The sequence below is a fragment of the Pseudomonas sp. 18173 genome (assembly GCF_050432945.1).
Lineage (GTDB): Bacteria > Pseudomonadota > Gammaproteobacteria > Pseudomonadales > Pseudomonadaceae > Aquipseudomonas.
Genome location: NZ_JBKFTN010000001.1, coordinates 290,083 through 315,266, shown reverse-complemented (window position 1 = coordinate 315,266; position 25,184 = coordinate 290,083). Strand labels below are relative to the sequence as shown.

General features: G+C 60.0%; 22 protein-coding genes. 12 read left to right on the top strand and 10 right to left on the bottom strand.

Annotated features, from left to right (window positions below; all coding sequences use genetic code 11):
• Positions 1–179: 179 nt before the first annotated feature.
• The 6 genes from ACLD1X_RS01425 to ACLD1X_RS01400 all read left to right on the top strand — a co-directional run bounded on the left by ACLD1X_RS01425 (position 180) and on the right by ACLD1X_RS01400 (position 6,600).
• Positions 180–1,211, top strand: coding sequence for an amino acid ABC transporter substrate-binding protein (locus tag ACLD1X_RS01425; protein ID WP_429365814.1), 1,032 nt, complete (start codon positions 180–182; stop codon positions 1,209–1,211).
• Between the two features lie 65 nt (positions 1,212–1,276).
• Complete coding sequence (locus ACLD1X_RS01420; protein WP_429365813.1) at positions 1,277–2,458, top strand: amino acid ABC transporter permease; 1,182 nt, start codon at positions 1,277–1,279, stop codon at positions 2,456–2,458.
• A gap of 10 nt (positions 2,459–2,468) precedes the next feature.
• Positions 2,469–3,566, top strand: coding sequence for an amino acid ABC transporter permease (locus ACLD1X_RS01415; protein ID WP_429365812.1), 1,098 nt, complete (start codon positions 2,469–2,471; stop codon positions 3,564–3,566).
• Positions 3,567–3,596: 30 nt separating this feature from the next.
• Positions 3,597–4,361: an amino acid ABC transporter ATP-binding protein gene (locus ACLD1X_RS01410; protein WP_429365811.1), complete on the top strand. Its 765-nt coding sequence runs from the start codon at positions 3,597–3,599 to the stop codon at positions 4,359–4,361.
• A gap of 285 nt (positions 4,362–4,646) precedes the next feature.
• Positions 4,647–5,306 carry a FadR/GntR family transcriptional regulator gene (locus tag ACLD1X_RS01405; protein WP_429365810.1) on the top strand — a complete coding sequence of 220 codons (660 nt, stop codon included), beginning with the start codon at positions 4,647–4,649 and terminating at the stop codon, positions 5,304–5,306.
• A complete protein-coding gene (locus ACLD1X_RS01400; RefSeq protein WP_429365809.1) occupies positions 5,296–6,600 on the top strand; it encodes a CynX/NimT family MFS transporter in 1,305 nt (434 codons plus the stop codon). Before ACLD1X_RS01405 ends, ACLD1X_RS01400 begins: the two co-directional genes overlap by 11 nt.
• A gap of 13 nt (positions 6,601–6,613) precedes the next feature.
• Here the strand turns inward: ACLD1X_RS01400 and ACLD1X_RS01395 are convergent, their stop codons facing one another.
• The 4 genes from ACLD1X_RS01395 to ACLD1X_RS01380 all read right to left on the bottom strand — a co-directional run bounded on the left by ACLD1X_RS01395 (position 6,614) and on the right by ACLD1X_RS01380 (position 11,990).
• Positions 6,614–7,756, bottom strand: coding sequence for a DUF1120 domain-containing protein (locus ACLD1X_RS01395; RefSeq protein ID WP_429365808.1), 1,143 nt, complete (start codon positions 7,754–7,756; stop codon positions 6,614–6,616).
• A 10-nt stretch (positions 7,757–7,766) separates the two neighbouring features.
• Positions 7,767–10,250 carry a fimbria/pilus outer membrane usher protein gene (locus ACLD1X_RS01390; RefSeq protein WP_429365807.1) on the bottom strand — a complete coding sequence of 828 codons (2,484 nt, stop codon included), beginning with the start codon at positions 10,248–10,250 and terminating at the stop codon, positions 7,767–7,769.
• Positions 10,251–10,359: 109 nt separating this feature from the next.
• Positions 10,360–11,076 carry a fimbria/pilus chaperone family protein gene (locus ACLD1X_RS01385; RefSeq protein WP_429365806.1) on the bottom strand — a complete coding sequence of 239 codons (717 nt, stop codon included), beginning with the start codon at positions 11,074–11,076 and terminating at the stop codon, positions 10,360–10,362.
• Positions 11,077–11,363: 287 nt separating this feature from the next.
• The gene (locus ACLD1X_RS01380) at positions 11,364–11,990 is read right to left on the bottom strand and encodes a DUF1120 domain-containing protein (protein WP_429365805.1); all 627 of its coding nucleotides are present in this window, start codon (positions 11,988–11,990) and stop codon (positions 11,364–11,366) included.
• Positions 11,991–12,371: 381 nt separating this feature from the next.
• On the opposite strand from ACLD1X_RS01380, the gene ACLD1X_RS01375 reads away from it, so the two are divergent.
• From ACLD1X_RS01375 to ACLD1X_RS01360, 4 genes are all read left to right on the top strand, one after another.
• Positions 12,372–12,998 (top strand): response regulator, encoded by a 627-nt coding sequence (locus tag ACLD1X_RS01375; protein ID WP_429365804.1) that lies wholly within the window; start codon positions 12,372–12,374, stop codon positions 12,996–12,998.
• A 106-nt stretch (positions 12,999–13,104) separates the two neighbouring features.
• Positions 13,105–13,575, top strand: a complete 471-nt coding sequence (locus ACLD1X_RS01370) for a nuclear transport factor 2 family protein (RefSeq protein WP_429365803.1) — start codon at positions 13,105–13,107, stop codon at positions 13,573–13,575.
• 35 nt (positions 13,576–13,610) lie between these two features.
• Entirely contained in the window at positions 13,611–13,940 is a 330-nt protein-coding gene (locus ACLD1X_RS01365; RefSeq protein ID WP_429365802.1) for a GIY-YIG nuclease family protein, read from the top strand.
• A gap of 88 nt (positions 13,941–14,028) precedes the next feature.
• Positions 14,029–14,964, top strand: a complete 936-nt coding sequence (locus ACLD1X_RS01360) for a glutathione S-transferase family protein (RefSeq protein WP_429365801.1) — start codon at positions 14,029–14,031, stop codon at positions 14,962–14,964.
• Between the two features lie 64 nt (positions 14,965–15,028).
• Here ACLD1X_RS01360 and ACLD1X_RS01355 read toward each other — a convergent pair whose 3' ends face one another.
• Together ACLD1X_RS01355 and yejK are read right to left on the bottom strand one after the other, a co-directional pair.
• On the bottom strand, positions 15,029–15,379 hold the full coding sequence (locus ACLD1X_RS01355; protein WP_429365800.1) for a glutaredoxin family protein: 351 nt from the start codon (positions 15,377–15,379) through the stop codon (positions 15,029–15,031).
• On the bottom strand, positions 15,379–16,383 hold the full coding sequence (gene yejK, locus ACLD1X_RS01350; protein ID WP_057396732.1) for a nucleoid-associated protein YejK: 1,005 nt from the start codon (positions 16,381–16,383) through the stop codon (positions 15,379–15,381). The genes ACLD1X_RS01355 and yejK overlap by 1 nt, the downstream gene beginning before the upstream one ends.
• Before the next feature lie 396 nt (positions 16,384–16,779).
• Between yejK and ACLD1X_RS01345 the strand changes: the two genes are divergently transcribed.
• Both ACLD1X_RS01345 and ACLD1X_RS01340 read left to right on the top strand, forming a co-directional pair.
• Positions 16,780–17,061: an HU family DNA-binding protein gene (locus ACLD1X_RS01345; protein ID WP_007905514.1), complete on the top strand. Its 282-nt coding sequence runs from the start codon at positions 16,780–16,782 to the stop codon at positions 17,059–17,061.
• 244 nt (positions 17,062–17,305) lie between these two features.
• Positions 17,306–17,800 carry a DUF3757 domain-containing protein gene (locus tag ACLD1X_RS01340; protein WP_429365799.1) on the top strand — a complete coding sequence of 165 codons (495 nt, stop codon included), beginning with the start codon at positions 17,306–17,308 and terminating at the stop codon, positions 17,798–17,800.
• A 155-nt stretch (positions 17,801–17,955) separates the two neighbouring features.
• On the opposite strand, the gene rlmF is transcribed toward ACLD1X_RS01340, so the two are convergent.
• From rlmF to ACLD1X_RS01320, 4 genes are all read right to left on the bottom strand, one after another.
• Positions 17,956–18,987: a 23S rRNA (adenine(1618)-N(6))-methyltransferase RlmF gene (gene rlmF / locus ACLD1X_RS01335; RefSeq protein WP_429365798.1), complete on the bottom strand. Its 1,032-nt coding sequence runs from the start codon at positions 18,985–18,987 to the stop codon at positions 17,956–17,958.
• A gap of 231 nt (positions 18,988–19,218) precedes the next feature.
• On the bottom strand, positions 19,219–22,065 hold the full coding sequence (locus ACLD1X_RS01330; protein ID WP_429365797.1) for a valine--tRNA ligase: 2,847 nt from the start codon (positions 22,063–22,065) through the stop codon (positions 19,219–19,221).
• A gap of 204 nt (positions 22,066–22,269) precedes the next feature.
• A complete protein-coding gene (locus tag ACLD1X_RS01325) occupies positions 22,270–23,586 on the bottom strand; it encodes an MFS transporter (protein WP_429365796.1) in 1,317 nt (438 codons plus the stop codon).
• 357 nt (positions 23,587–23,943) lie between these two features.
• A complete protein-coding gene (locus ACLD1X_RS01320) occupies positions 23,944–25,176 on the bottom strand; it encodes a transporter associated domain-containing protein (protein ID WP_429365795.1) in 1,233 nt (410 codons plus the stop codon).
• Positions 25,177–25,184: the final 8 nt, after the last annotated feature.

The following is a 25,184-nucleotide window of genomic DNA, read 5'->3' as shown; positions in this document are numbered from 1 at the left end:
GCCCGTTCGGCCGACTGGTGAGGGTGAGTTTTCCATGATGTGGATTTTCTCCTACTAGACTCATAGCTAACGTCTTACGTCGGTTGACCCCAAAACAAGCCAACACGGGTCGACTACGCCTCAAAAGGGTGCGACAGGACTCACGCTCCGACACAACAAGAGCAAAACTGGAGGTTTGAATGAAGATGTTGAAATCCACCCTGGCTATCGTGACTGCAGCCGCAGTACTCGGTGTCAGCGGGTTTGCCCAGGCGGGCGCAACCCTGGATGCAGTGATGAAGAAAGGCTTCGTGCAGTGTGGCGTCAGCGATGGCCTGCCGGGCTTCTCGGTTCCGGATTCCACCGGCAAGATCGTGGGTATCGATGCTGACTACTGCCGTGCAGTAGCGGCTGCTGTCTTCGGCGACGCGACCAAGGTCAAGTTCAGCCAGTTGAACGCCAAGGAGCGCTTCACCGCGCTGCAGTCCGGCGAAATCGACATCCTTTCGCGCAACACCACCATGACCAGCTCCCGTGACGCGGGCATGGGCCTGAAGTTTCCAGGCTTCATCACCTACTACGACGGCATCGGCTTCCTGGTAAACAACAAGCTGGGCGTGAAAAGCGCTAAAGAACTGGACGGTGCAACCATTTGCATCCAGGCCGGTACCACTACCGAGCTGAACGTTTCCGACTACTTCCGCGGCAACGGCCTGAAGTACACCCCGATCACCTTCGACACCTCCGACGAAAGCGCCAAGTCGCTGGAATCCGGTCGTTGCGACGTACTGACCTCCGACAAGTCCCAGCTGTTCGCCCAGCGCAGCAAGCTGGCAACGCCTACGGACTACGTGGTTCTGCCGGAAACCATTTCCAAGGAACCTCTGGGCCCGGTCGTGCGTAATGGCGACGACGAGTGGCTGGCCATCGTGCGCTGGACTGGCTACGCCATGCTCAACGCGGAAGAAGCCGGCATCACTTCGAAGAACGTCGAAGCCGAAGCCAAGGCCACCAAGAACCCTGACGTTGCCCGTCTGCTGGGTACCGACGGTGAATACGGCAAAGACCTGAAAGTGAAGAAAGACTGGGTCGTGCAGATCATCAAGCAGGTAGGCAACTACGGCGAAGTGTTCGAGAAAAACCTCGGCAAGAGCACTCCGCTGGAAATCGACCGCGGGCTGAACGCTCTGTGGAACGCTGGCGGCATTCAATACGCACCACCAGTGCGCTGATGGTTCTGTCACCCGGTGGGCCAACCACCGGGTGATGTTCTGTTCCATTATTTCCGGGGCACTTCATGCAAAATTCAATCGGCGCACCAAAGCAGAGGCTCAGCCTCAGCGATCCGAAAGTGCGTGCGTGGCTATTCCAGATCATCACCATTGTCGCGGTGGTCTCGATGGGCTGGTATCTGTTCGATAACACGCAGACCAACCTTCAGCACCGGGGCATTACCTCGGGCTTCAGTTTTCTGGAGCGCAGTGCCGGTTTCGGCATCGCTCAACACCTGATCGACTACACCGAAGCGGACACTTACGCCCGGGTGTTTGTCATCGGCCTGCTCAACACCTTGCTGGTGACCTTCATCGGCGTGATCCTGGCGACGATCCTCGGCTTCATCGTCGGTGTGGCGCGGCTGTCGAAGAACTGGATCATCGCCAAGCTGGCGACGGTGTACGTGGAAGTCTTCCGCAACATTCCGCCATTGCTGCAGATCCTGTTCTGGTACTTCGCGGTGTTCCTGACCATGCCGGGGCCGCGCAACAGCCATAACTTCGGCGACACCTTCTTCGTCAGCGCCCGCGGCCTGAACATGCCCGCCGCGCTGATGGCGGATGGTTTCTGGCCATTTGTCGCCAGCATCGTGGTGGCCATCGTCGCCATCGTGCTGATGAGCCGCTGGGCCACCAAGCGCTTCGAAGAGACGGGTGTACCGTTCCACAAGTTCTGGGTCGGCCTGGCGCTGTTCCTGGTGATCCCGGCCTTGTGCGCGCTGATTTTCGGCGCACCGCTGCACTGGGAAATGCCGAAGCTGCAGGGTTTCAACTTCGTCGGCGGCTGGGTGCTGATCCCGGAACTGCTGGCGCTGACGTTGGCCCTCACCGTGTACACCGCAGCGTTCATCGCCGAGATCGTGCGTTCGGGCATCAAGTCGGTCAGCCATGGCCAGACCGAGGCGGCGCATTCCCTCGGCCTGCGCAACGGTCCGACCTTGCGCAAGGTGATCATCCCGCAAGCCCTGCGCGTGATCATTCCACCGCTGACCAGCCAATACCTGAACCTGGCGAAGAACTCCTCGCTGGCGGCCGGCATCGGTTATCCGGAAATGGTCTCGCTGTTCGCCGGTACCGTGCTCAACCAGACCGGTCAGGCGATCGAGGTGATTGCCATCACCATGAGCGTGTACCTGGCGATCAGTATCAGCATTTCCCTGCTGATGAACTGGTACAACAAGCGCATTGCGCTGATCGAGCGGTAAGGAAAAGCGCATGAGTACTCATACTTTCAAACCTGACATGCCTCCACCGAGCAGCAGCATCGGTGTGGTGGCGTGGATGCGCGCGAACATGTTCTCCAGCTGGCTCAACACCCTGCTGACCCTGTTTGCGTTCTACCTCATCTACCTGGTGGTGCCGCCGATCCTGCACTGGGCCATCCTCGACGCCAACTGGGTGGGCACGACCCGCGCCGACTGCACCAAGGACGGCGCCTGCTGGGTGTTCATCCAGCAGCGTTTCGGCCAGTTCATGTACGGCTATTACCCGCCGGAACTGCGCTGGCGCGTGGACCTGACGGTGTGGCTGGCGATTGTCGGCGTGGCGCCGTTGTTCATCTCGCGTTTTCACCATAAAGCGGTGTACGGGCTGGGCTTCCTGGTGCTGTACCCGATCTTTGCCTACTTCCTGTTGCATGGCGGCATCTTCGGCCTGACCAACGTGGCGACCAGCCAGTGGGGCGGCCTGATGCTGACCCTGGTGATCGCCACTGTCGGCATCGCCGGTGCGCTGCCACTGGGGATTATCCTGGCCCTGGGTCGTCGTTCGAACATGCCGGCGATTCGTGTGGTCTGCGTGACCTTCATCGAGTTCTGGCGCGGCGTGCCGTTGATCACGGTGCTGTTCATGTCCTCGGTGATGCTGCCGCTGTTCCTGCCCGAAGGCATGAACTTCGACAAACTGCTGCGGGCCCTGATCGGCGTGATCCTGTTCCAGTCGGCCTACGTGGCCGAAGTGGTGCGCGGTGGTCTGCAAGCGATTCCCAAGGGGCAGTACGAAGCGGCCGCCGCGATGGGCCTGGGCTACTGGCGCAGCATGGGTCTGGTGATCCTGCCGCAAGCCCTGAAGCTGGTGATCCCCGGCATCGTCAACACCTTCATCGCGCTGTTCAAGGACACCAGCCTTGTGATCATCATCGGCCTGTTCGACCTGCTCAACAGCGTCAAGCAAGCCGCTGCCGACCCGAAATGGCTGGGCATGGCCACCGAAGGCTATGTGTTCGCCGCCCTGGTGTTCTGGATTTTCTGTTTTGGTATGTCGCGCTATTCCATGCATCTGGAACGCAAGCTCGACACTGGCCACAAGCGCTGAAGCGCCGTACCTAATTTAGGAAGTTCTTTTATGAGCGAAGCAATCAAACAGCCTGTGGGCCCTGAAGGCATTATTCAGATGCAGGGCGTGAACAAGTGGTACGGCCAGTTCCACGTGTTGAAAGACATCAACCTCAACGTCAAGCAGGGTGAGCGTATCGTCCTGTGCGGGCCGTCGGGTTCGGGCAAGTCCACCACCATCCGCTGCCTCAACCGCCTGGAAGAACACCAGCAGGGCCGCATCGTGGTCGATGGCACGGAACTGACCAACGACCTCAAGCAGATCGAAGCGATCCGCCGTGAAGTCGGCATGGTGTTCCAGCACTTCAACCTGTTCCCGCACCTGACCATTTTGCAGAATTGCACCCTGGCGCCGATGTGGGTGCGCAAGATGCCCAAGCGCAAGGCCGAGGAAATCGCCATGCACTACCTGGAACGCGTACGCATTCCGGAGCAGGCGCATAAATACCCGGGGCAACTGTCCGGCGGTCAGCAGCAGCGTGTGGCGATTGCCCGCGCACTGTGCATGAAGCCGAAAATCATGCTGTTCGACGAGCCGACCTCGGCACTCGACCCGGAGATGGTGAAGGAAGTGCTCGACACCATGATCGGCCTGGCCGAAGACGGCATGACCATGCTTTGCGTAACCCACGAAATGGGCTTCGCCCGCACCGTGGCCAACCGTGTGATCTTCATGGACAAGGGCGAAATCGTCGAACAGGCCGCGCCGAACGACTTCTTCGATCACCCGCAGAACGATCGCACCAAGCTGTTCCTGAGCCAGATTCTGCATTGATCGAACCCAGGCACTGAAATAAACCCGGACATGTTCCGGGTTTTTTTTACCCGCGATTTAACGTCCGAATGCAAAACCTTGTGGGAGCGGGCTTGCTCGCGAAAGCGGAGTGTCAGGCAACGTACTCGTTGAATGTTATGCCGCCTTCGCGAGCAAGCCCGCTCCCACAGGGGGGTGCTACCGACTCCATTGATCATGCGTCAATTTTGAACGGTTGCCCTCTTGGAGCAAGCTGACTACCATGTCAGAAAATTCATCCTATGATTGGATGAAAGGGCGAATTCCATGTCAGAAATTTCTCCATTAGTGAAACGATCCTTGGTCGATCAGGCCCTGGACCAGTTGCGCCTGCGGATCAACCAGGGCGTTTGGGCCGTGGGCCAGCGCTTGCCCACCGAGCCCGAGTTGTCTGCCGAGCTGGGCATCAGCCGCAACACCGTGCGCGAAGCCATGCGCGTGTTGGCGTTTTCCGGGTTGATCGAGATCCGCCAGGGCGACGGCAGTTACCTGCGGGCGGTGGTCGATCCGCTCGATACCTTGAAGGCGCTGTCGCGCTGCTCCCTTGAGCAGGCCCGGGAAACCCGGCACATCCTTGAAGTCGAGGCGATCGGCCTGGCAGCCTTGCGCCGCACCGATGAAGACCTGGTGGCATTGCGCGAGGCGCTGGGTGTCAGCGGCAGCCACTATCACGGCGATCTCGATACCTACATCGCCTGCGATCTGGTGTTCCACCGTCGTCTGGTGGACGCCGCGCACAACCCGACCCTCAGCGAGTTGTATCGCTATTTCTCCAGCATCATCGGCGCGCAATTGCGCCAGACCCTGAGCATCGTCCCGCGCCGCCAGGAAGTGTTCGACCTGCACATCGAGTTGCTCGATGCCGTCGAACAACGCGACCCGGAACGGGCCAAAGCCCTGTCGAGGCAGTTGATCAATGAACCTTGAAACCGAGAAGCCCATGCGACGCAGTGATTTATCCACAGCGCAAAAACGTTCGGCAGAGCTGGAAGAGCTGCTGATCGACGCCGAGGCCGATGACGAACAGGTGCAGCAAACTCACCCGGTCCTGCGCCGGCCGTGGCTGTTGCTGCTGGGCCTGATTCTGGTGGCGCTGAACCTGCGCCCGGCGCTGTCAAGCATGGCGCCGATGCTCAGCGAGGTCTCGAAGACCCTCGGCTTGTCGGCGTCCACGGCGGGATTGCTGACCACGTTGCCGGTGCTTTGCCTTGGCCTGTTTGCACCGTTGGCGCCGGTGCTGGCGCGCCGCTTCGGTGCCGAGCGGGTTGTGTTGGGCATTCTTCTGACCCTGGCTGGCGGGATCATCCTGCGCAGTTCGTTCGGTGAGATCGGCCTGTTTGCCGGAAGCGTGCTCGCCGGTGCCAGCATCGGCGTGATCGGTGTGTTGCTGCCGGGTATCGTCAAGCGCGATTTCCCGAAACAGGCCGGGACCATGACCGGCGTCTACACCATGGCCCTGTGCCTGGGCGCAGCGATGGCGGCGGGTGCAACCGTGCCTCTCAGTGAGCATTTCGACAAGAGCTGGGCGCTGGGCCTTGGTTTTTGGGTGGTCCCCGCGTTGGCGGCGGCAGTGTTCTGGCTGCCGCAAGTTGGCCAGAAACACGGTGCGCACAACGTCGCCTATCGCGTTCGCGGCTTGCTGCATGACCCGCTGGCCTGGCAAGTGACCTTGTACATGGGCCTGCAATCGTCCCTGGCCTACATCGTGTTCGGCTGGTTGCCGTCGATCCTGATCGGGCGCGGCCTGACCCCGACCGAGGCCGGGCTGGTGCTGTCGGGTTCGGTGATCGTGCAACTGGTCAGCTCGCTCGCGGCACCCTGGCTGGCAACCCGTGGCAAGGACCAGCGGCTGGCGATCGTGATCGTGATGGCGCTGACCCTCGGCGGCTTGTTCGGTTGCCTGTATGCGCCGATCGAAGGTTTGTGGGGCTGGGCAATTGTGCTGGGGCTGGGGCAGGGCGCCACGTTCAGCCTGGCATTGACGCTGATCGTGCTGCGCTCGCGTGACTCCCACGTCGCGGCGAACCTGTCGAGCATGGCCCAGGGCTTCGGTTACACGCTGGCGTCCATGGGGCCGTTCGCAGTCGGCATCGTGCATGACTGGACCGGCGGCTGGACGGCCGTGGGCTGGATTTTTGGCGTCATTGGCCTCGGTGCGATCATCGCGGGGCTCGGTGCCGGGCGGGCGCTGTACGTGCAGGTGGTCAGCGAGAAAATTTAAACGCGGTCAAACGCTACAAATACAAGATCTCCAGCGTCGCCGAACCATCGAGGATCACCTTGTCGGTGAGGTCCAGGGTCGAGGTGGGGGCGATGACAGCCTCGACCGTTACCGTGGTGGTGAGCTTCTGGATCGGTACCGGGCCTGAAATGCTGCCGGCATTATGGGTAAACCCCAGGAAGCTTCTCTGCCCCATCGGTATCGGGTTCGAACTGGCGCGGCTCCAGGCCATGCCGCCGGTGGTCGAATCGGTTCGGTACAGGCGGGGGAAGTTGTCGGCGCTGGCGTCGGTGGGGTCGACGCTCAGCGAATACAGGCCGATCTTGTTGCTGCTGTTGTCCAGGCCGAGGCCGTAGTAAATCTCGCTGTTCACGGTGGCCGAGCCAGCGCGGTTGTCGTGCATGAGCAGGGCAAAGGGTGTCGGGGCATCGCAGCCAACCTGCAGGGTCAAGCTTTTGGGGGGCAGGCGCGTGCTGTTGTCGCGGTCAAGATCGTTTTTCGACATCCGACCGAAATCCACCCGACCGCCATTGGACAGTTCCACGTGACAGGCGGCGGGCGCAAAACCCGCACGCAGGGTTATCGCCGCGGAGCGACCCTCCGCGATCGGGTCGAACAATCCGGTGGCCTCCCAGGCAACGGTGTCACGCAACGGCGACGCCTGCACCTGTGCCCAGGCGGTCAACTGAAGTTGAGCTGACAGGTTTTGCCCTTGCACCGCGATACCGCTGCGCACTGGAACAATGGCCTGCCCGGGTCGCCAAAGCAGATCTGAGGCTGTGGCCTGCGGTGTCTGGCTGACGCCGGAAATCATTCCCAGGTCCACCGATTGCCCATCAAGCACCGCATCACTGATGTGCACGGTGTAGGTGCCGTGGTCGGCCAGTCGAAAACGCTCCTCGGTCGCGGCCATGGCGCGATAGAACACACTCATGTCGGTCGGTTGTGGGCAGTTCAGGTTCAAGCTCACGCGACGCTGACCCAAGGTTCTCTCCCGGGGTTCGGGAGTACGAATTTCCCTTTGCATCAAACCGTAGTCGAGTACCGACTGGCTCAGGCTGAGCCGGCACTCATCGGCGTGGGCCCGGGCGCTGGGCATGAGTCCGCCCAGCGTCAGGGTGGCGAAGGTCAGCATCAAAGGTCCGGGCAGTTTCATGGGGTCATCCTTATGGCGTGCGGCACTGGGCGAGGGCCGTTTCGTAGTACGCCTGGGTGTTGGCCTTGGTCGGCAGCTCGAAGTGCAGCTCACAACGGTCCAGGCCGGGTGCGGTTATCCACAGGGTGGGAGATGCCAGGGCGTTGGGCAGAAATACCAGCCCGCCTTCCTGTACGAGCGTGACGAACTCGCCATCGCTGGTGTTTACGGTCGCGCCACGGGGTAGCGATACGCCGTTGTCCAGGGAGACTTTGAGCAAGGCGCGGCGAGTCTGGGTGACCCCGAACTCGACCTTGTCGACGGCGCCGCGCCCGGCGGATATCACCGCCAGGCCGTTGTTGATATCGATGTTGCGCGGCAATGAGCGGGTGTCGACTTCCACCGGGTTGCGGCCATAGGCCGTCACGTGTGGAACCACGGCTCGCCCCTGCCAATCGGTCCACACCGGTCCGCTGGGGGTGGAGACTTTGATGGCGGCGGCATCGCCAACCGACAGCAACGCGAAGGTGTCACGCACGGGGTAAGGCGACAGCGTCAGGCCATCGCCATGCAGGACGGCCCCACCGCGTGCTCCCACCTGGTAGCTGGGGCGCTCGGCATCTGTGCGGGTGTAGCTCACGTCCAGTTGGCTGTAGCGAGGCAGGAGCGAAACACCGGCGGAAGACTGAACCTGCTTGTCGCGACTGTCATGTTCAACGCCGACCTGGTAGCTCAGGTGATCGTTGAGTTGTTCGTTCAATCCGACACCACTGCGATATTCGCCGGCAGAACTGCGGACCCAGGTTCGCCCTCGACGGTTTTCACCCAAAGGAATGCTGAGGTTCAGATAGGCGCTGTCATTGATGTTCCGGGTGCCGCTGACTTGCCATTGCACCGAGGCCGAGACCGATACACCGGCGATAAGGGTGCCCCAGGACGCCTGGGCACGGCTGCTGCGTTGCCCCTCGAAAGACGTTGAACGGCTGAAGCTTGCACTGAGCGCACCTGCCCCGGGCGGCGACCAGGAGAGCCCCAGGCTTTGCTGGTCGCGATTATGGGAGCGATTGCGCTGCGAATCGGTTTCGAGCACCGCTTGCGTCAGTTCGCGATAACCGAAGGTCCGGTAGGACGTCCCGGCATTCATCGACCATTGCTCAGCCAGGCGATGCGACAGGTTCAGATCGCCCTGAATTCCTTTTTCGGAGTGGCCGGAACTGGCTTCGGACGTTTGCAGGGTTGTCTGGAGCTGTGTATCGGTCCATGGCAGCAAGCCCACGCCAGCGCCCGCTGCACGATAATCGGCGGCACCCATGGCGCCCGCGCTAAGAATGACGTGCGGATTCAATGCCCCGCTCCAGCTCCCGCTGATCAGCCAGGGGTCGTTGGTCTGTGTATCGCCCAAGTGACGTAGCTGCCCGGCAGTCAGCGAAAAGCCAGACGCCGGGAGGCCCACCCCGAGCAGAGCCGCGGGGACGGTGAAGCGCTGCTCGCTGCCAGCGATTTCCTTGACCACGACTTCAACATCCGAACGGCTATCGAGACGCTGAACGTTGCTCAGGGAGAACGGGCCTGCGGGCACCACGGTCGAGTGGATCAGCGACCCGTTCTGCCAGATTTCGACCTGGGCCTGGCCATGGGCTATGCCATCGATGGTCCTGCTTTGGCTTTCGGTCTGCAACGCCTGCTCGGTCGTCAGTTGCACGCCGGTGAGCTGCGCAGTGGTCAGCACCGGGTTATAGAGATTGATCTGGCCGGCCTGAAGCACCGCTTGATGATCGGTAAAGGTGCGTTGGGCGTACGCCGCCAGGTGGCTGGTGCGGGACACATCGTTCTGCCAGGTCTGCACCTGGCGGCTGCGGACGATCCAGTCGCCGGCATTGAAACCGACTTCGGTGTTGGCCGAAATGAAGCGATTCGATTGGTCACCATAATGGCTATAAAGGCTGTTGACGTCATAGTTGAGCAACCCGGCGACGCCACCGGTTCGATAGCCCGAGAAGTCCCGGACCTTCGCACGCAGGGCTTGGGTGGGCACGATCAATGACAGACCGAGATTGGCGGGGTCCTGTTCGATCCGGGTTTGCGGCCAAGTGCCGAGAACGTCAAGACAACGATGGTCGTTGGCAGGGGTGGTGGGCTCGTTCAGGTTTGCCGCATCCAGCAGGGCCTGGTCAAAGCACAAGTCGCCTTCCTTGTTGAACGTAACGTCTACACGTCCCTGGCGCTGACCGTTGACGGTAAGCGTGATCGGATGGCGACCGGCGGTGAAGCGTGGGGCGTTCAGCAGTTGGGTCGCCAGCGCCGGATCGATACCGCGTTGGGCCAAGGTCTTCTGATCGAACGAGGTCACCAGCGAAGCGCTGCCGGGATCTTCGGCGCGAGCATCGAGCACCATCAGCGTGCTGGTCATCAGCAACACTACGCTGGTGCGCAGCTTGGGCAGGCGAAGGCGAGTGTCGGCAACCCTGAAAACAGGCACGGCTTCGCCATCACGGTATTTCAATACAGTGTTCATGGGGTTCACTTGGGTTGACCTGTGCGCTGGCTTGAACCGCTGCGGCATCAGGTCCGCGTTGGAACATCAGCGCCCGCTCTTCCAGGTTGGCGCTATCGGTGGTCCGGCTCTATCGGGTGATCGGGGCGTCGTAGGACGGCACTGCAAAGCCGTAGACGGTTGCCGGTTGAATACGTACCTGGGTGGCGGTCGTTGCGGGCACCGACACGCTGATCCGCTCACCGGGCAACAAATAGGTTCGCGGCAAAATTGCCGGGGCCCCGGAAGGCAGCAATTGCAGTTCCTGAGCCAGCCGTACGACGTAAGGTGTCTGGTTGCTCGCGGTCAGCTGGCCATCCTGCAGCGACCATCGCAGGCCGGTCCAGGGTGTGCGGTTGGGCGCAAGGCCGGCCGGGTGAAGGATGACCGGCAGGTTCTGGCGCACCGTTACACCCACCCGGGCATGTCCGGCCTCGGCAGCGGGCCTGCGTTGGGGGATGCCTTCAAAGATCACGCGTTTCAACCGCTGGGTGAGCAGGGGCTTTTCCGACTGCAGGATGAAACGGATCAACTGGGTCCCGGACGGTTCAACCCGTGCCAGCGGTGGCGTCACGAACACCAGGGGCTCGGTGTCTTCCGGAATGTTTTCAAGGGTGACGTGCAGCAACACCAGGCTGTCATCGGTGTTGGTCACGGATACGGATGCCTCACCGTCGACCTCGTTGACGATCACCACGGAGGTGTCGGGCACCATGCCGTCGGCTTGAGCCAGCAGGGGCGGGAACCATGCAAATGCACCGACACCGAAAGGGATCAAATAGCGTGCGAATTTTAAAAATATCGTCATGACGTGCCTTATTGATGGTCACGAAAAAAGGTCGCGGACATGGGGCGTACTCGGGAATCACCGATAGCACGACAGGCAGAAGCGAGGTCTTCGGCGGGATTCCTTCGGAGCGCGGGCAACGGCTGCAATCAGCCGTTGCCCGACGACACTATCGAGTTACAGGTAAGTGATCTGGAAAGTTGCCGAACCGTCGATTTTCTGTTCGTCGGTCAGCGTAAGTCCGCTGGNGCTTCTTTGGGGGGGGGGAAAACGGCGACAATCATCTTTTCCCCCACGACACTATCGAGTTACAGGTAAGTGATCTGGAAAGTTGCCGAACCGTCGATTTTCTGTTCGTCGGTCAGCGTAAGTCCGCTGGCTGGAGCGATGGCGGTCAAGAGCAAAACGTCCACGATGACATCCTGAACATTGTGAGGGGTCGTGGCGCCACTGGTCCTGCTGCCGAACGACATCAGGCCGTCAGGTTGCAATGCAGAGTTGCTAAGTTCAAACCAGGTTTGGCCGTTGTTCTGAGACTGAATCGCCATGGAAGGAACATCGGCGACCGGATTCAGGAAGTGCAAAAAATAACGTCCGAGCTTTTCATTCCCGTTGATCAGGCCTAAGCCGAAGGCACCGGCAGAAGAGGAGGTACCGGCTCTGTTATCGACAGGAACAATTGCAAACCTGACCGGTGAGTTGCAGCTCACGGTCAGTTGGAGGGTTCTGTCCTGGAATGGGGTGTGAGTGTCCGGTAGCAGATCCTTTGAAGAGATTTTTCCATAATCCACAACACCGCCACCGGACAGGCTCGGTGTGCAGGCAGCCGGTGTAATCACGCCCTTGACGGTCAAGTCGGTGCTTGAACTGCCGTAAGCGAACGAAGTCATGCCAAGGAGTAATGCAGTGCCAAGGGTTGTCAGTGTCTTGTTCATATATTCACTCGTTCTTGAAAAAGTTGGATGAGGTGACGGTGAGTCCGACACAACGCCGGTGCAGCCAGGCTGCTCGAAAGACACAACTTAGCGAGAGGAGTGTTTGGGCAGAATGCAACAAATACGAAAAGGGGTGACTGTCTGTATGAAAGAGTGTTTCGACAAAATAAGTAAACTTTCGGAAGACGGTCAGGAGTTCGTCCAACTCTGTAGCCTTTCGCGTGAATCGATGTAGGTCACTTCTGTTGTTTGATAGGTAAAAAGATCCAGCCCTTGAATACATTGATGAAATAAGAAACGAGACGTTTTCAGGGCGTTGCGGAGGGTGGAGAACGACGCTATTTTCCGACTCTTCCAGCCGCAAGTAGGAGACTTCCCACAGTGCGAGTCGTAATTGCTGATGACCATTCCGTCGTTCGCATCGGTCTGCGGATGCTCATCAGTGCCAGCCGGCAATGTGAAATTGTGGGAGAGGCTGATGGTGCGGACAGCCTGATGAACCTGCTCGCAGAAACGCCCTGTGATTTGCTGATTACCGATTTCGCCATGCCAGGCGGACAGCATGCCGATGGTTTGAAAATGCTGAGTACGATTCAACGACGCTATCCGAAATTGCCGATCATTCTGGTGACGATGTTCAGCAGCGTGACGACGGCGAGGGCTGCGTTGGCTCTAAGGGTGTCGGGCATCGTCGCCAAAGCAGACTCGGCAACCGAGCTGCTCCTGGCGATCAACGCCGTGAGTGACGGAAGACGCTACCTCAGTGAGCGCTTGCGCACGATGCTGGCCAATACGAGCAGTCAGTTGCACGAGTCGCGGCTGTCGGCCAGAGAGCATGAAGTGGTCCGGCTGCTGGCCAGCGGCATGACCGTCAGCGAAATCGCCAACCACTTCAATCGCAGCGTTTCAACCATCAGCAAGCAAAAAAACATGGCCATGCTCAGGCTGGGCATTTCCACGGATGTCGATCTTTTCTCCTATGCCCGTGATAACGGAATGTCGCCCTAGGACCGTGGTAGATAGGCAGTCCGGATATTTGTGTGGCGAATGCCAATAGTGTTCGGTGCATTTACGGATTATCGTGCGGGCATTCTCAATTTTACGGAGCTTGTCCATGAGTGAAGCCCACAGCGCGTTGATCACCCGGTTCTATCAAGCCTTCCAGCGCCTGGACGCCGAAGCCATGGCGGCCTGCTACACCGATGATGTGGTGTTCAGCGACCCGGCGTTCGGCGAGCTTCGTGGTCGCGACGCCGGTGACATGTGGCGCATGCTGACTACTCGGGCCAAGGACTTTTCCCTGACCTTCGATCAGGTTCACGCCGATCAGCGCAGCGGTGGCGCCCATTGGGTCGCGACCTATCTGTTCAGCCAGACCGGCAACATCGTGATCAACGACATTCAGGCGCGATTCGTCTTTCGCGACGGCAAGATCTGCGAGCACCACGACCGCTTCGACCTGTGGAAGTGGTCACGTCAGGCGTTGGGTTTCAAAGGCTTGCTGCTGGGCTGGACGCCGCTGGTGAGAAACGCCGTGCGCGCCCAGGCATTGAAAGGCCTGAAGGCATTCCAGGCCAGTCGCTGATAAGATCGCGGCTTTCCTTCAAGCCTGATCGTTACGTGACCACCCTCAGCGAAAGCCCTGTCGACGCCGACACCCCGGCGAGCAAAGCCTGGTTCGTGTACCTCGTTCGCGCGGCCAACGGTTCGCTCTATTGCGGGATCAGCGATGATCCCGTGCGCCGCTTCGCCAAACATCAAAGCGGCAAGGGCGCACGATTCTTTCTGTCCAGCCCTGCCATGGCCCTGGTCTACACCGAACGCTGTCGCGACAAAAGCGATGCGTTGCGTCAGGAACGGCTGATCAAGAAACTCAAGAAGAGCGCCAAGGAATGCCTGGTGGCGAGCGCAGCGAGCGCCGCGAGCAGCGCCCCTGACTTATCACTCTGATTGATCGGTTCCCATCAGGCGGATCTGTAGGCTGTCAGGTGATTGCGCGCTAAGCTGCTGGCTACTGATCCTTGCGGCGGAGCCGAGCATGTCCGAGTTGATTCTGCATCATTACCCGACGTCCCCCTTTGCCGAGAAGGCCCGCCTGCTGCTGGGCTTCAAGGGCCTGTCCTGGCGTTCGGTGAAGATCTCGCCAGTGATGCCCAAACCGGATCTCACGGCGTTGACCGGCGGCTACCGCAAGACCCCGGTGTTGCAGGTGGGTGCGGATATCTATTGCGATACGGCATTGATCGCCCGGCGACTGGAGCAGGAAAAAACCTTGCCGGCGTTTTTCCCGGAAGGTCAGGAAATGATCACCGCGACGTTTGCCGCCTGGGCCGACTCTGTGGTGTTCCAGCATGCGGTCAGCCTGGTGTTCCAGCCGGAATCGATAGCGGTGCGCTTTGCCAATTTGTCGCCGGAAGCGATCAAGGCGTTTATTGCCGATCGCGCCGGGTTGTTCAGTGGGGGTAGCGCGACAAAACTGTCTACCGAACAGGCGAAGCACCAATGGCCGACGATCATGTCGCGGCTGGAGCAACAGTTGCAGCGCGAGGAGGGTGACTACCTGTTTGGCGAGCCGTCGATTGCCGACTTCGCTCTGGCTCATTGCCTCTGGTTCCTCAAGGCGACACCGGTGACGGCTCCGCTTGTCGAAGCTTATCCGGCTGTCAATGCATGGCATGCGCGGGTATTGGGTTTCGGTCATGGCGCGTCCAGCGAGATGAGCTCAGAGGAGGCTCTGGAGGTCGCGCGCACGTCCACGCCAGTGGCATTGCCGGATGAGCAGTTCGTCGATCCCAACGGGTTTATGGCGGGTCAGCAAGTGGTCATCGCAGCCACGGACTACGGTGTTGACCCGATCGCGGGAGAGCTGCTGTTTTCCGGCCGCGAAGAGCTGATCGTGCGGCGCGAGGACGAGCGCGGCGGTGTGGTGCATGTGCACTTCCCGCGCCTGGGCTTTCGTATCGAAGCCTGCTGACGCAGACGCACACCTGTGGAGGGGGCAAGCCCCCTCGCCACACGGATTGTGTAAACCCGATGGGTTACTTCAAGGCCGCAAGAATCGCATCCGGGTCGTACCCGCGAATCAGCGTCCCGTTCACATCGATGACCGGAATGCCGCCACCGCCCAGCGCCCGATAGTCCTCGCGCGCGGCAGCATCCTTCTCGATATCGAACTCCTTGTACGCAATGCCTTTCTGATCGAGAAAGCGCCGGGTCAACTTGCAGTAACCACACCATTCGGTGGCGTAGAGCACGACGTTGGCCTGCGCCTGCGTCTGTGCGGGCACCACTTGCGAAGGGTTGAATACCCGCTCGATCTTGCCCCAATTCTGGTAAGCCACGACCACCAGCAGGATCAGCAGGCACTTTTTCAGTACGCCGCCGAGCATCAGTTGCGACGCTTCAGCTGATCGGTGAGCGAAGTGGGCAGGCCCTTGATGATCAACGTGCCGGCTTCTTCGTCGTACTCGATCTTCGAGCCCAGCAGGTGTGCTTCGAAACTGATCGACAGGCCTTCGGCGCGGCCGGTGAATCGTCGGAACTGGTTCAGGGTGCGTTTATCGGCCGGGATTTCCGGCGAGAGGCCGTAATCCTTGTTGCGGATGTGATCGTAGAAGGCCTTCGGGCGCTCTTCGTCGATCAGCCCCGACAGTTCTTCCAGGCCCATCGGCTCACCGAGCTTGGCTTGGCTGCTGGCGTAATCCACCAGGGTCTTGGTCTTCTCGCGGGCGTCGTCTTCCGGCAGGTCTTCGCTTTCGACGAAATCGCTGAAGGCCTTGAGCAGGGTGCGGGTTTCACCAGGGCCGTCGACGCCTTCCTGGCAGCCAATGAAGTCGCGGAAATACTCCGAAACCTTTTTGCCGTTCTTGCCTTTGATGAACGAAATGTACTGCTTGGACTGTTTATTGTTCTGCCACTCGGAAACGTTTATCCGCGCCGCCAGGTGCAATTGGCCCAGGTCCAGGTGACGGGACGGGGTCACGTCCAGCTCATCGGTCACGGCCACACCTTCGCTGTGGTGCAGCAGGGCGATGGCCAGGTAGTCGGTCATGCCTTGCTGATAGTGTGCGAACAGCACGTGGCCGCCGACCGACAGGTTCGACTCTTCCATCAGCTTTTGCAGGTGCTCAACCGCTACGCGGCTGAACGCAGTGAAATCCTGGCCGCCATCGAGGTATTCCTTCAGCCAGCCGCTGAACGGGAACGCGCCGGATTCCGGATGGAACAGACCCCAGGCTTTACCCTGTTTGGCGTTATAGCTTTCGTTGAGGTCGGCGAGCATGTTCTCGATGGCTGCGGACTCGGCCAGTTCAGAGTCACGGGCGTGGAGAACTGCGGGTGTGCCGTCGGGTTTTTTGTCGATCAGGTGGACGATGCAATGACGGATCGGCATGGGCTTCTCGGCTGAATGAAGAGAGGAGGGCGTGCTCCCCCGAAAAAGCGCCCAGTGTACCGCAACCGCTGGTTTTGGCGCGGCGCGAAGGGCAATTGGCAGGCGACCGGCGGCGCTTATGCGTTTTTTTCCTGTTTTAGCGCAATAAAGCTGACCAAATGGGTAGCTAGAGGCGGATATTTCCACGTCTGTGTGCTAGCTTTGCCCGGTCTTGCGCGAAGTCACTGCGTTAAGCGTGCAGTCAGCATTTGTCAGGTCGAACCAAACCCTGATTTCGGTATCTATAACCCCGATCCCGAGGTTATTTGGCCGAGGGTGCCAGATCCAGAAGATCGGGCTCGATGGCTGACATTGCACTCTGCAATCCATATGAATTTGATAGGGAAGGAACACTAAATGGCTCTTACTAAAGACCAACTGATCGCCGACATCGCTGAAGCTATCGACGCGCCGAAAACCACCGCGCGTAACGCTCTGGACCAACTGGGCCAAATCGTTGCCGATCAGCTGGAAAACGGCGGCGAAATCACTCTGCCAGGTATCGGCAAACTGAAAGTGACTGAGCGCCCTGCCCGTACTGGCCGTAACCCTTCGACTGGCGCTGCCATCGAAATCGCTGCCAAGAAAGTGATCAAGCTGGTTGTGGCCAAAGGCCTGACCGACGCTGTCAACAAGTAAGACTTGTTAAAAAACCGTGCGCCGGAGCGATCCGGGCACGGTTTTTTTGTGCGCGTTGTAACGGTTTACGCAAGGTAAATTGTTGGAATAATCCATTTGTTTGAAAGCAGTTGTTACCAGTGTGTCTGGCTGGGATAGCCGTATGCGCGGAATAATACTTTTCCCTCCGTATATAACGAACGCTCCTACAGAACTGATAGTTGAGTCTGCACCTTGGGTCGGTAGTATCAATAAGGCGTGGTGCTTGGCTTTACTTGAAAGCCAAAACCAAATTTCAGCTGTTCTTTACAGGGACGTTTTTATGAAAGTTAAGCAGTTGTTGATGTGCGTATCGTTTCTCATGTCCGGTCAGGCCTTGGCAAATGTTACCGAATACTGCCCAAGCCCAACTGACATCAAAGAGTTGGCGGCCGGTACCTATAAAGCCCCGACAGCGAGTGGAGATGGTGAATGGTACGGTGTTTCGCAAACCGGGCGTGGACCGGTAGGTGAGTTCGAGTTGGCGATATTCGCACCGCGCATGGCGGCGGAAGGCGGCACTGTTGCCGGCGAAGTTCTGCGTTGTGGTTACAAGCTGCAACATGGAGGCGAGCTGGATATGAGATACAAACGAGTAGGAACTATTGTAAGTATTGAGACCAACGGGTCGTGGGAAGAGTGGCGTGGTCAGTATTATTGCGATAACAAGGTAACCCGTGCCTGTGCGTTCAAGGAAATTGTTCGTAAAACAAGTCGTTGAAACGAAAATGTCTGAACTTTCCTGTTATCGAGGTTGCCCGCAAAAGTGAGGTAGTTTGTGGTTACAGATATGAACGTCACTGTTAACCGCTAAAGCTTGTTAAAAAGCCGTGTGCAGGCGTCATCCTGGCACGGCTTTTTTGTGCTTTTGACTTCTTACTCGGTTGCAGGCTTGGCCCACCGTGCCTGACGCCAGGCCTGTTGCTGCGCCTTGGTCTGGAAGGTCCAGGCGACGAAGCGACTCTGTTTCTGTCCCTGACCCATTTCCACCACCTGACTGTCCAGCGCGCCGGCCTTGCTCAGGGCCGTCTGGATCGCCGGCAGGTTCGACGCCTTCGACACCAGTGTGCTGAACCACAGCACTTGTTGCGCCACCTGCACGCTCTCGCTGACCAGTTGCGTGACGAAACGCACCTCTCCGCCCTCACACCACAATTCCGCCGCTTGGCCGCCAAAGTTCAGCACCGGCAGTTTGCGTTTCGGATCGGCCTTGCCCAGGGCTCGCCATTTGCGCGTGCTGCCCCGTGTGGCCTCGTCCAGCGAGGCGTGGAATGGCGGGTTGCACATGGTCAGGTCGAATCGCTCTGCGCTCTCCAGCAGGCCTGTGAGGATCTGCTTGGGGTTGCTCTGCTGGCGTACCTGGATCGCTTTGTTCAGGCCATTGGATTGAATGATCGCTTTCGCCGCGGCGATGGCGGTCGCATCGATATCTGACCCGAGGAACTGCCAGCGATAGTCGCTGTAACCGATCAGCGGATACACGCAGTTGGCACCCATGCCGATATCCAGCACCTTCACCGCGGCGCCACGGGGGATCACGCCGTCGTTGCCACTGGCCAGCAGGTCAGCGAGGAAGTGCACGTAATCGGCACGGCCTGGCACCGGAGGGCACAGGTAGTCGGCCGGAATGTCCCAGTGAGCGATGCCATAGAACGACTTGAGCAACGCCCGGTTGAATACACGCACGGCTTCCGGGCTGGCGAAGTCAATGCTTTCCTTGCCGTAAGGATTGATGATCACGAACTTCTTCAGTTCCGGGGCGCTTTTGATCAGTGCCGGAAAGTCGTAGCGCCCCTGATGCCGATTGCGCGGGTGCAGGCTGGCCTTTTCCTTCGGGGCGACGGCCGTGGCCGGGGTCTTCGGGGCAGGCTTTTTGCGCGCTGGCTTGGGGGTGCGAGGGGCGGTCATGGCAGTGGTCGATTCGGGCATGGCTGAAAGTGGCGGGCATTGTCCCACATCTGTGGTGCAACACCGATCAATTGTAGGAGCGAGCTTGCTCGCGATGGCGGTGTACCCATCAACGAAGATCGCGACTGACCCACCGCATTCGCGAGCAGGGGATCTTCATTGGGTGCAAGAAAATGGCAGGCATAAAAAAGGGAGGCCGCATGGGCCTCCCTCTTTCAGTGCGATTTGCCGTTACAGGCTGGCAATCCGCGCATGCTGCTCGGCCAGCTTGCCCAGGGCCTGTTCGGCCTCGGCCAGTTTGGCGCGTTCCTTGTCGATGACTTCGGCCGGGGCCTTGTCAACGAACCCGGCGTTGGACAGCTTGCCGCCGACACGTTGCACTTCACCTTGCAGACGCTGGATTTCCTTGTCCAGACGCGCCAGTTCCGCACCTTTGTCGATCAAGCCGGCCATCGGCACCAGCACTTCCATCTCGCCGACCAGTGCGGTGGCGGACAGCGGGGCTTCTTCGCCAGCCGCCAGCACGGTGATCGATTCCAGACGCGCCAGCTTCTTGAGTAGGGCTTCATTCTCGCTCAGGCGACGCTGATCTTCGGTGCTGACGTTCTTCAGGAACAGCGGCAGCGGTTTGCCCGGGCCGATGTTCATTTCGCCACGGATGTTACGGGTGCCGAGCATCAGGCCCTTGAGCCATTCGATGTCGTCTTCGGCCGCCTGATCGATGCGTGTTTCGTTGGCCACTGGCCAAGGTTGCAGCATGATCGTCTTGCCTTCGATACCGGCCAGTGGCGCGATGCGCTGCCAGATTTCTTCGGTGATGAACGGCATGAACGGGTGCGCCAGGCGCAGGGCGACTTCCAGTACGCGCACCAGGGTGCGGCGGGTGCCGCGCTGGCGTTCGACCGGTGCGTTTTCGTCCCACAACACAGGCTTGGATAGCTCCAGGTACCAGTCGCAATACTGGTTCCAGATGAACTCGTACAAGGCTTGCGCCGCCAGGTCGAAACGGAACTGGTCGAGCTGGCGGGTCACTTCGGCTTCGGTGCGTTGCAGTTGCGAAATGATCCAGCGATCGGCCAGGGACAGCTCATAGGCTTCGCCGTTCTGGCCGCAGTCTTCGCCCTTGTCCAGCACGTAGCGCGCCGCGTTCCAGATCTTGTTGCAGAAGTTGCGATAGCCTTCGACGCGGCCCATGTCGAACTTGATGTCACGACCGGTGGACGCCAGCGAGCAGAAGGTGAAGCGCAGGGCGTCGGTGCCGTAGCTGGCGATGCCTTCGGCGAACTCGTCGCGGGTCTGCTTCTCGATCTTTTTCGCCAGTTTCGGCTGCATCAGGCCGGAAGTACGCTTCTGTACCAGCTCTTCCAGCTCGATGCCGTCGATGATGTCCAGCGGGTCGAGGACGTTGCCCTTGGACTTGGACATCTTCTGGCCCTGGCCATCACGCACCAGGCCATGCACGTACACCGTCTTGAACGGAACCTGCGGCGTGCCATCTTCGTTTTTCACCAAATGCATGGTGAGCATGATCATCCGGGCAACCCAGAAGAAAATGATGTCGAAGCCGGTCACCAGCACGTCGGTGGAGTGGAATTTCTTCAGGAATTCGGTTTTTTCCGGCCAGCCGAGGGTGGAGAACGTCCACAGGCCCGAGCTGAACCAGGTGTCGAGTACGTCGTTGTCCTGTTGCAGCGCGACGTCCGGGCCGATCTTGTGCTTGGCCCGCACTTCGGCTTCGTCGCGACCGACGTAGACTTTGCCCGACTCGTCGTACCAGGCCGGAATCCGGTGGCCCCACCACAGCTGACGGCTGATGCACCAGTCCTGGATGTCGCGCATCCACGAGAAGTACATGTTTTCGTACTGTTTTGGCACGAACTGGATACGGCCGTCTTCAACGGCGGCAATCGCAGGCTCGGCCAAAGGCTTGGTGGACACGTACCACTGGTCGGTCAGCCATGGCTCGATGACGGTGCCGGAGCGGTCGCCTTTCGGTACTTTCAGGGCGTGATCGTCAACGCTGACCAGCAGGCCGGCGGCGTCGAACGCGGCCACGATCTGCTTGCGGGCTTCGAAGCGGTCGAGACCGGCGTATTCGGCCGGGATCTTGCCGTCGATGGTTTCGTTCAGCGTGCCGTCGAGGTTGAACACCTGGCAAGCCGGCAGGACCGATGCGTTTTTGTCGAAGATGTTCAGCAGCGGCAGATTGTGACGCTTGCCGACTTCGTAGTCGTTGAAGTCGTGGGCCGGGGTGATTTTCACGCAGCCGGTGCCGAATTCAGGATCGCAGTAATCGTCGGCAATGATCGGGATGCGGCGGCCGACCAGCGGCAGCTCGACGAATTTGCCGATCAGGGCTTTGTAGCGGTCATCGTTAGGGTTAACGGCCACGGCGGAGTCGCCGAGCATGGTTTCCGGGCGAGTGGTCGCGACGATCAGGAAATCGTTGCCTTCAGCGGTCTTGGCGCCGTCGGCCAGCGGGTATTTCAGGTTCCACAGGAAACCTTTCTCGTCGTGGTTTTCCACTTCGAGGTCGGAAATCGCCGTGTGCAGCTTGGTGTCCCAGTTGACCAGGCGCTTGCCGCGGTAGATCAGGCCGTCTTCGTGCAGACGGACGAAGGCTTCTTTTACAGCTTCCGAGAGACCGTCGTCCATGGTGAAGCGCTCGCGGCTCCAGTCAACGGACGAGCCGAGGCGACGGATCTGACGGCTGATGTTGCCACCGGATTCATCCTTCCACTCCCAGACTTTCTCGAGGAATTTCTCGCGACCCAGGTCATGGCGGTTCTGGCCTTTGGCTTCGAGCTGACGCTCCACCAGCATCTGCGTGGCGATACCGGCGTGGTCGGTGCCCGGCTGCCACAGGGTATTGCGGCCCTGCATGCGGCGGAAACGGATCAGTGCGTCCATGATCGCGTTGTTGAAGCCGTGACCCATGTGCAGGCTGCCGGTGACGTTTGGCGGCGGGATCATGATGGTGTAGGACTCGCCCGCGCCTTGCGGGGCGAAGTAATTCTCTGACTCCCAGGTGTTGTACCAGGAAGTTTCAATGGCGTGCGGCTGGTAGGTCTTATCCATGCGCGGCGGGACCCTATTGGCATTTATTCAGGAAAAGCCGGGAAGTATAGCGGGGATGAGCGTTTGCGCGTAGAGCGAGGTGACAATGGGCAGGGGAAAAGTTGTGATGGGTGAGTTGTCAGTGAGGGCCCCTTCGCGAGCAGGCTCGCTCCCACAGGGATATGCGATCACTGTGGGAGCGAGCCTGCTCGCGATGACAATGTGTCAGGTAACCTGATTCAAATCGTTATGCCGCGTTTCCTTCAGGCACAGAACGGCAATCAGGCTCAACACCGCCGCCCCGGACACATAACCGCCGACATAGCCCAACCCGCCCATCGCCACCAGCTTCTGGGCGAAGAACGGCGCCGCCGAGGCGCCGACGATACCGCCCAGGTTATAGGCCGCCGAGGCGCCGGTGTAGCGCACGTGGGTGGGGAACAGCTCCGGCAGCAGGGCACCCATTGGCGCAAACGTCACACCCATCAGAAACAGTTCGATGCACAGGAACAACGCCACGCTCGAGGTCGAGCCCTGGGTCAGCAGCGGCTCCATGAGGAAGCCGGACAGGATCGCCAGTACGCCACCGACGATCAGCACCGGCTTGCGCCCGTAACGGTCGCTGGCCCAGGCCGACAGCGGGGTGGCGGCCGCCATGAACAATACAGCGAAGCACAGCAGGCCGAGGAAGGTTTCGCGGCTGTAGCCGAGTGTTGCCACGCCGTAACTCAGGGAAAACACGGTGGAGATATAGAACAGCGCGTAGCACACGACCATCGCGCCGGCGCCCAGCAATACAGGGGCCCAGTATTGACCGAACAGCTCGAACAGCGGGATCTTCACCCGCTCCTGGCGCGCCATGGCGTTGGCGAACACCGGGGTTTCATGTAGCTTGAGGCGCACGTACAGGCCGACCATCACCAGTGCGGCGCTGAGCAGGAACGGTATACGCCAGCCCCAGGAGCGGAACTGTTCATCGTCCAGAACCACGGCCAATGTCAGGAACAGGCCGTTGGCCGCGAGAAAACCAATGGATGGCCCCAGTTGCGGAAACATGCCGAACCACGCGCGTTTGCCTTTGGGCGCGTTCTCCGTGGCCAGCAATGCCGCGCCACCCCATTCACCGCCCAACCCCAGGCCCTGGCCGAAGCGCAGCACGCAAAGCAGGATCGGTGCCCAGGCGCCAATGCTGTCGTAACCCGGCAGCACGCCGATCAGTGTGGTGCACACGCCCATCAACAGCAGTGAGGCGACCAGGGTCGATTTACGCCCGATACGGTCGCCAAAGTGGCCGAAAAGCGCCGAACCCAAAGGGCGTGCAAGGAAGGCGATGCCGAACGTGAGAAACGCCGAAAGCATCTGGGCGGTGCCGGATGTCTGCGGAAAGAACACCGGGCCGATCACCAGCGCGGCGGCGGTGGCATAGACATAGAAATCGTAGAACTCGATGGCGGTGCCGATGAAGCTTGCGGTGGCAACGCGGGTGGCAGAGTTCGTCGGTTGCGCAGGTGTGGAGTCGTTGTAAGTCGTGCTGGTCGTCATGCGGTTATCCCTGACTGTCATGTGCTCCAGTGGAGCGAATTATTATGGTCGAGAACCCAGGGATGTGGGTGGAGGCACGGTCGCTGTTCAAGGTAGGAACAGGCGTCGGTTTGCTGCGGGCTTTGCTGATGGACGGGCCGGAAGCTGCGAGGTGCGGGGTAAGCACGGGGCCGGCGAGGCTTGGGTAAGCGCTTCGATTATAGGAAGGTGGCTAACGATCGAACAAGAGGCCTGAGTTATCACGGACCTTTGTGGCGAGGGAGCTTGCTCCCGTTCGGGCGCGTAGCGGCCGCAAATGGGTTGGATGCGTTTGGGCCTGCTGCACAGGCCAGCGGGAGCAAGCTCCCTCGCCACAGGTCAGATGAGCGCTGGCATCGAGCTCGTCTGCCAGATCAGCACCCGCGTGACACGGTTGTCCTCGGTCTCGAGAATTTCCAGGCGATAGCGACCGATCTTCAGGCACACCGCGCTTTCGGGAATGGTTTCCAGCGCCTCGGTGACCAGGCCGTTCAGGGTTTTCGGGCCATCGCTGGGCAGATGCCAGCCCAGGCTCTTGTTCAGCTCGCGAATGGACGCGGCTCCGTCGATCACCAGGCGTCCGTCGGCCTGCGGATGAATGTGCGGGTTGTCCAGGCTGTGCTGGCTTTCGAACTCGCCGACGATTTCTTCAAGAATGTCTTCCAGGGTGACGATGCCCAGCACTTCGCCGTATTCATCGACCACCATGCCCAGGCGCCGCTGCTGCTTGTGGAAGTTGAGCAGTTGCAGCTGCAACGGAGTGCTTTCCGGCACGAAGTACGGCTCGTGACTGGCCGCCAGCAACGCTTCCCTGGTCAGGCTCGCATCGGGCAGCAAGTGAAGAATGTGCCGGGTGTTGAGGACGGCTTCGACCTGGTTGATGTCGCTGTGGAACACCGGCAGGCGGGTACGCTTGTTGTGGCGCAATTGTTCGATGATTTCTTCGAGGGGGTCATCGAGGTTGATGCCGTCCACGTCACTGCGCGGCACCAGGATGTCATTGACCGTGATGTTGTCCAGTGCGTGGATGCCTGGCAGCGGGTGAGGGCGGGTTACGGTCTCGGGAGGTGTATGACGCTCCGTGAGCGTTTCGTCCTCACTGCGTTGCACCACCTTGGCTTTACGGGCGAATGGTCGCGTCAGCAATTGACTGATGCTGTTGAGCAACCATGCCGCGGGGTAGATGACTTTCAGTGGTATGCGCAGCAGATTGTTGCCCTGGGCCAGGATCGCATCCGGATAGCGGGTGGCGAGCGCCCGTGGCAAATAGTCGGAAAACACCAGCAAGATGGCGCCCGCCCCAAGGCAGGCGACCCACGGGCCGTTCTCGGCCCAGGTGAAAATGGCCAGCAAGGTGCTGATGACCACCACAAGCGCGCGGCAGAGGGTGTTGCAAAAGATCAGGCTGGCAAGCGGGAAGCTGAGTTTCGCCAGCGGTTTGTCGCTGGAGCGCGTGGCGGTGCGCTGGGCCAGCAGGTGCTGGTGCGCCGCCTCGATGGCGGTAAACAGCCCCGACCATAAAATCAGCAGGGTCACTACCGCGAGCATCGGCCCTATGGGCAAGTCGTCCATTAATGCCG

Bases quoted from the DNA above. Each gene is read 5' to 3' on its own strand.
- ACLD1X_RS01425 (WP_429365814.1), top strand. From the start codon at position 180: ATGAAGATGTTGAAATCCACCCTGGCTATCGTGACTGCAGCCGCAGTA.
- ACLD1X_RS01420 (WP_429365813.1), top strand. From the start codon at position 1,277: ATGCAAAATTCAATCGGCGCACCAAAGCAGAGGCTCAGCCTCAGCGAT.
- ACLD1X_RS01415 (WP_429365812.1), top strand. From the start codon at position 2,469: ATGAGTACTCATACTTTCAAACCTGACATGCCTCCACCGAGCAGCAGC.
- ACLD1X_RS01410 (WP_429365811.1), top strand. From the start codon at position 3,597: ATGAGCGAAGCAATCAAACAGCCTGTGGGCCCTGAAGGCATTATTCAG.
- ACLD1X_RS01405 (WP_429365810.1), top strand. From the start codon at position 4,647: ATGTCAGAAATTTCTCCATTAGTGAAACGATCCTTGGTCGATCAGGCC.
- ACLD1X_RS01400 (WP_429365809.1), top strand. From the start codon at position 5,296: ATGAACCTTGAAACCGAGAAGCCCATGCGACGCAGTGATTTATCCACA.
- ACLD1X_RS01395 (WP_429365808.1), bottom strand. From the start codon at position 7,756: ATGAAACTGCCCGGACCTTTGATGCTGACCTTCGCCACCCTGACGCTG.
- ACLD1X_RS01390 (WP_429365807.1), bottom strand. From the start codon at position 10,250: ATGAACACTGTATTGAAATACCGTGATGGCGAAGCCGTGCCTGTTTTC.
- ACLD1X_RS01385 (WP_429365806.1), bottom strand. From the start codon at position 11,076: ATGACGATATTTTTAAAATTCGCACGCTATTTGATCCCTTTCGGTGTC.
- ACLD1X_RS01380 (WP_429365805.1), bottom strand. From the start codon at position 11,990: ATGAACAAGACACTGACAACCCTTGGCACTGCATTACTCCTTGGCATG.
- ACLD1X_RS01370 (WP_429365803.1), top strand. From the start codon at position 13,105: ATGAGTGAAGCCCACAGCGCGTTGATCACCCGGTTCTATCAAGCCTTC.
- ACLD1X_RS01360 (WP_429365801.1), top strand. From the start codon at position 14,029: ATGTCCGAGTTGATTCTGCATCATTACCCGACGTCCCCCTTTGCCGAG.
- ACLD1X_RS01355 (WP_429365800.1), bottom strand. From the start codon at position 15,379: ATGCTCGGCGGCGTACTGAAAAAGTGCCTGCTGATCCTGCTGGTGGTC.
- yejK (WP_057396732.1), bottom strand. From the start codon at position 16,383: ATGCCGATCCGTCATTGCATCGTCCACCTGATCGACAAAAAACCCGAC.
- ACLD1X_RS01345 (WP_007905514.1), top strand. From the start codon at position 16,780: ATGGCTCTTACTAAAGACCAACTGATCGCCGACATCGCTGAAGCTATC.
- rlmF (WP_429365798.1), bottom strand. From the start codon at position 18,987: ATGACCGCCCCTCGCACCCCCAAGCCAGCGCGCAAAAAGCCTGCCCCG.
- ACLD1X_RS01330 (WP_429365797.1), bottom strand. From the start codon at position 22,065: ATGGATAAGACCTACCAGCCGCACGCCATTGAAACTTCCTGGTACAAC.
- ACLD1X_RS01325 (WP_429365796.1), bottom strand. From the start codon at position 23,586: ATGACGACCAGCACGACTTACAACGACTCCACACCTGCGCAACCGACG.
- ACLD1X_RS01320 (WP_429365795.1), bottom strand. From the start codon at position 25,176: ATGGACGACTTGCCCATAGGGCCGATGCTCGCGGTAGTGACCCTGCTG.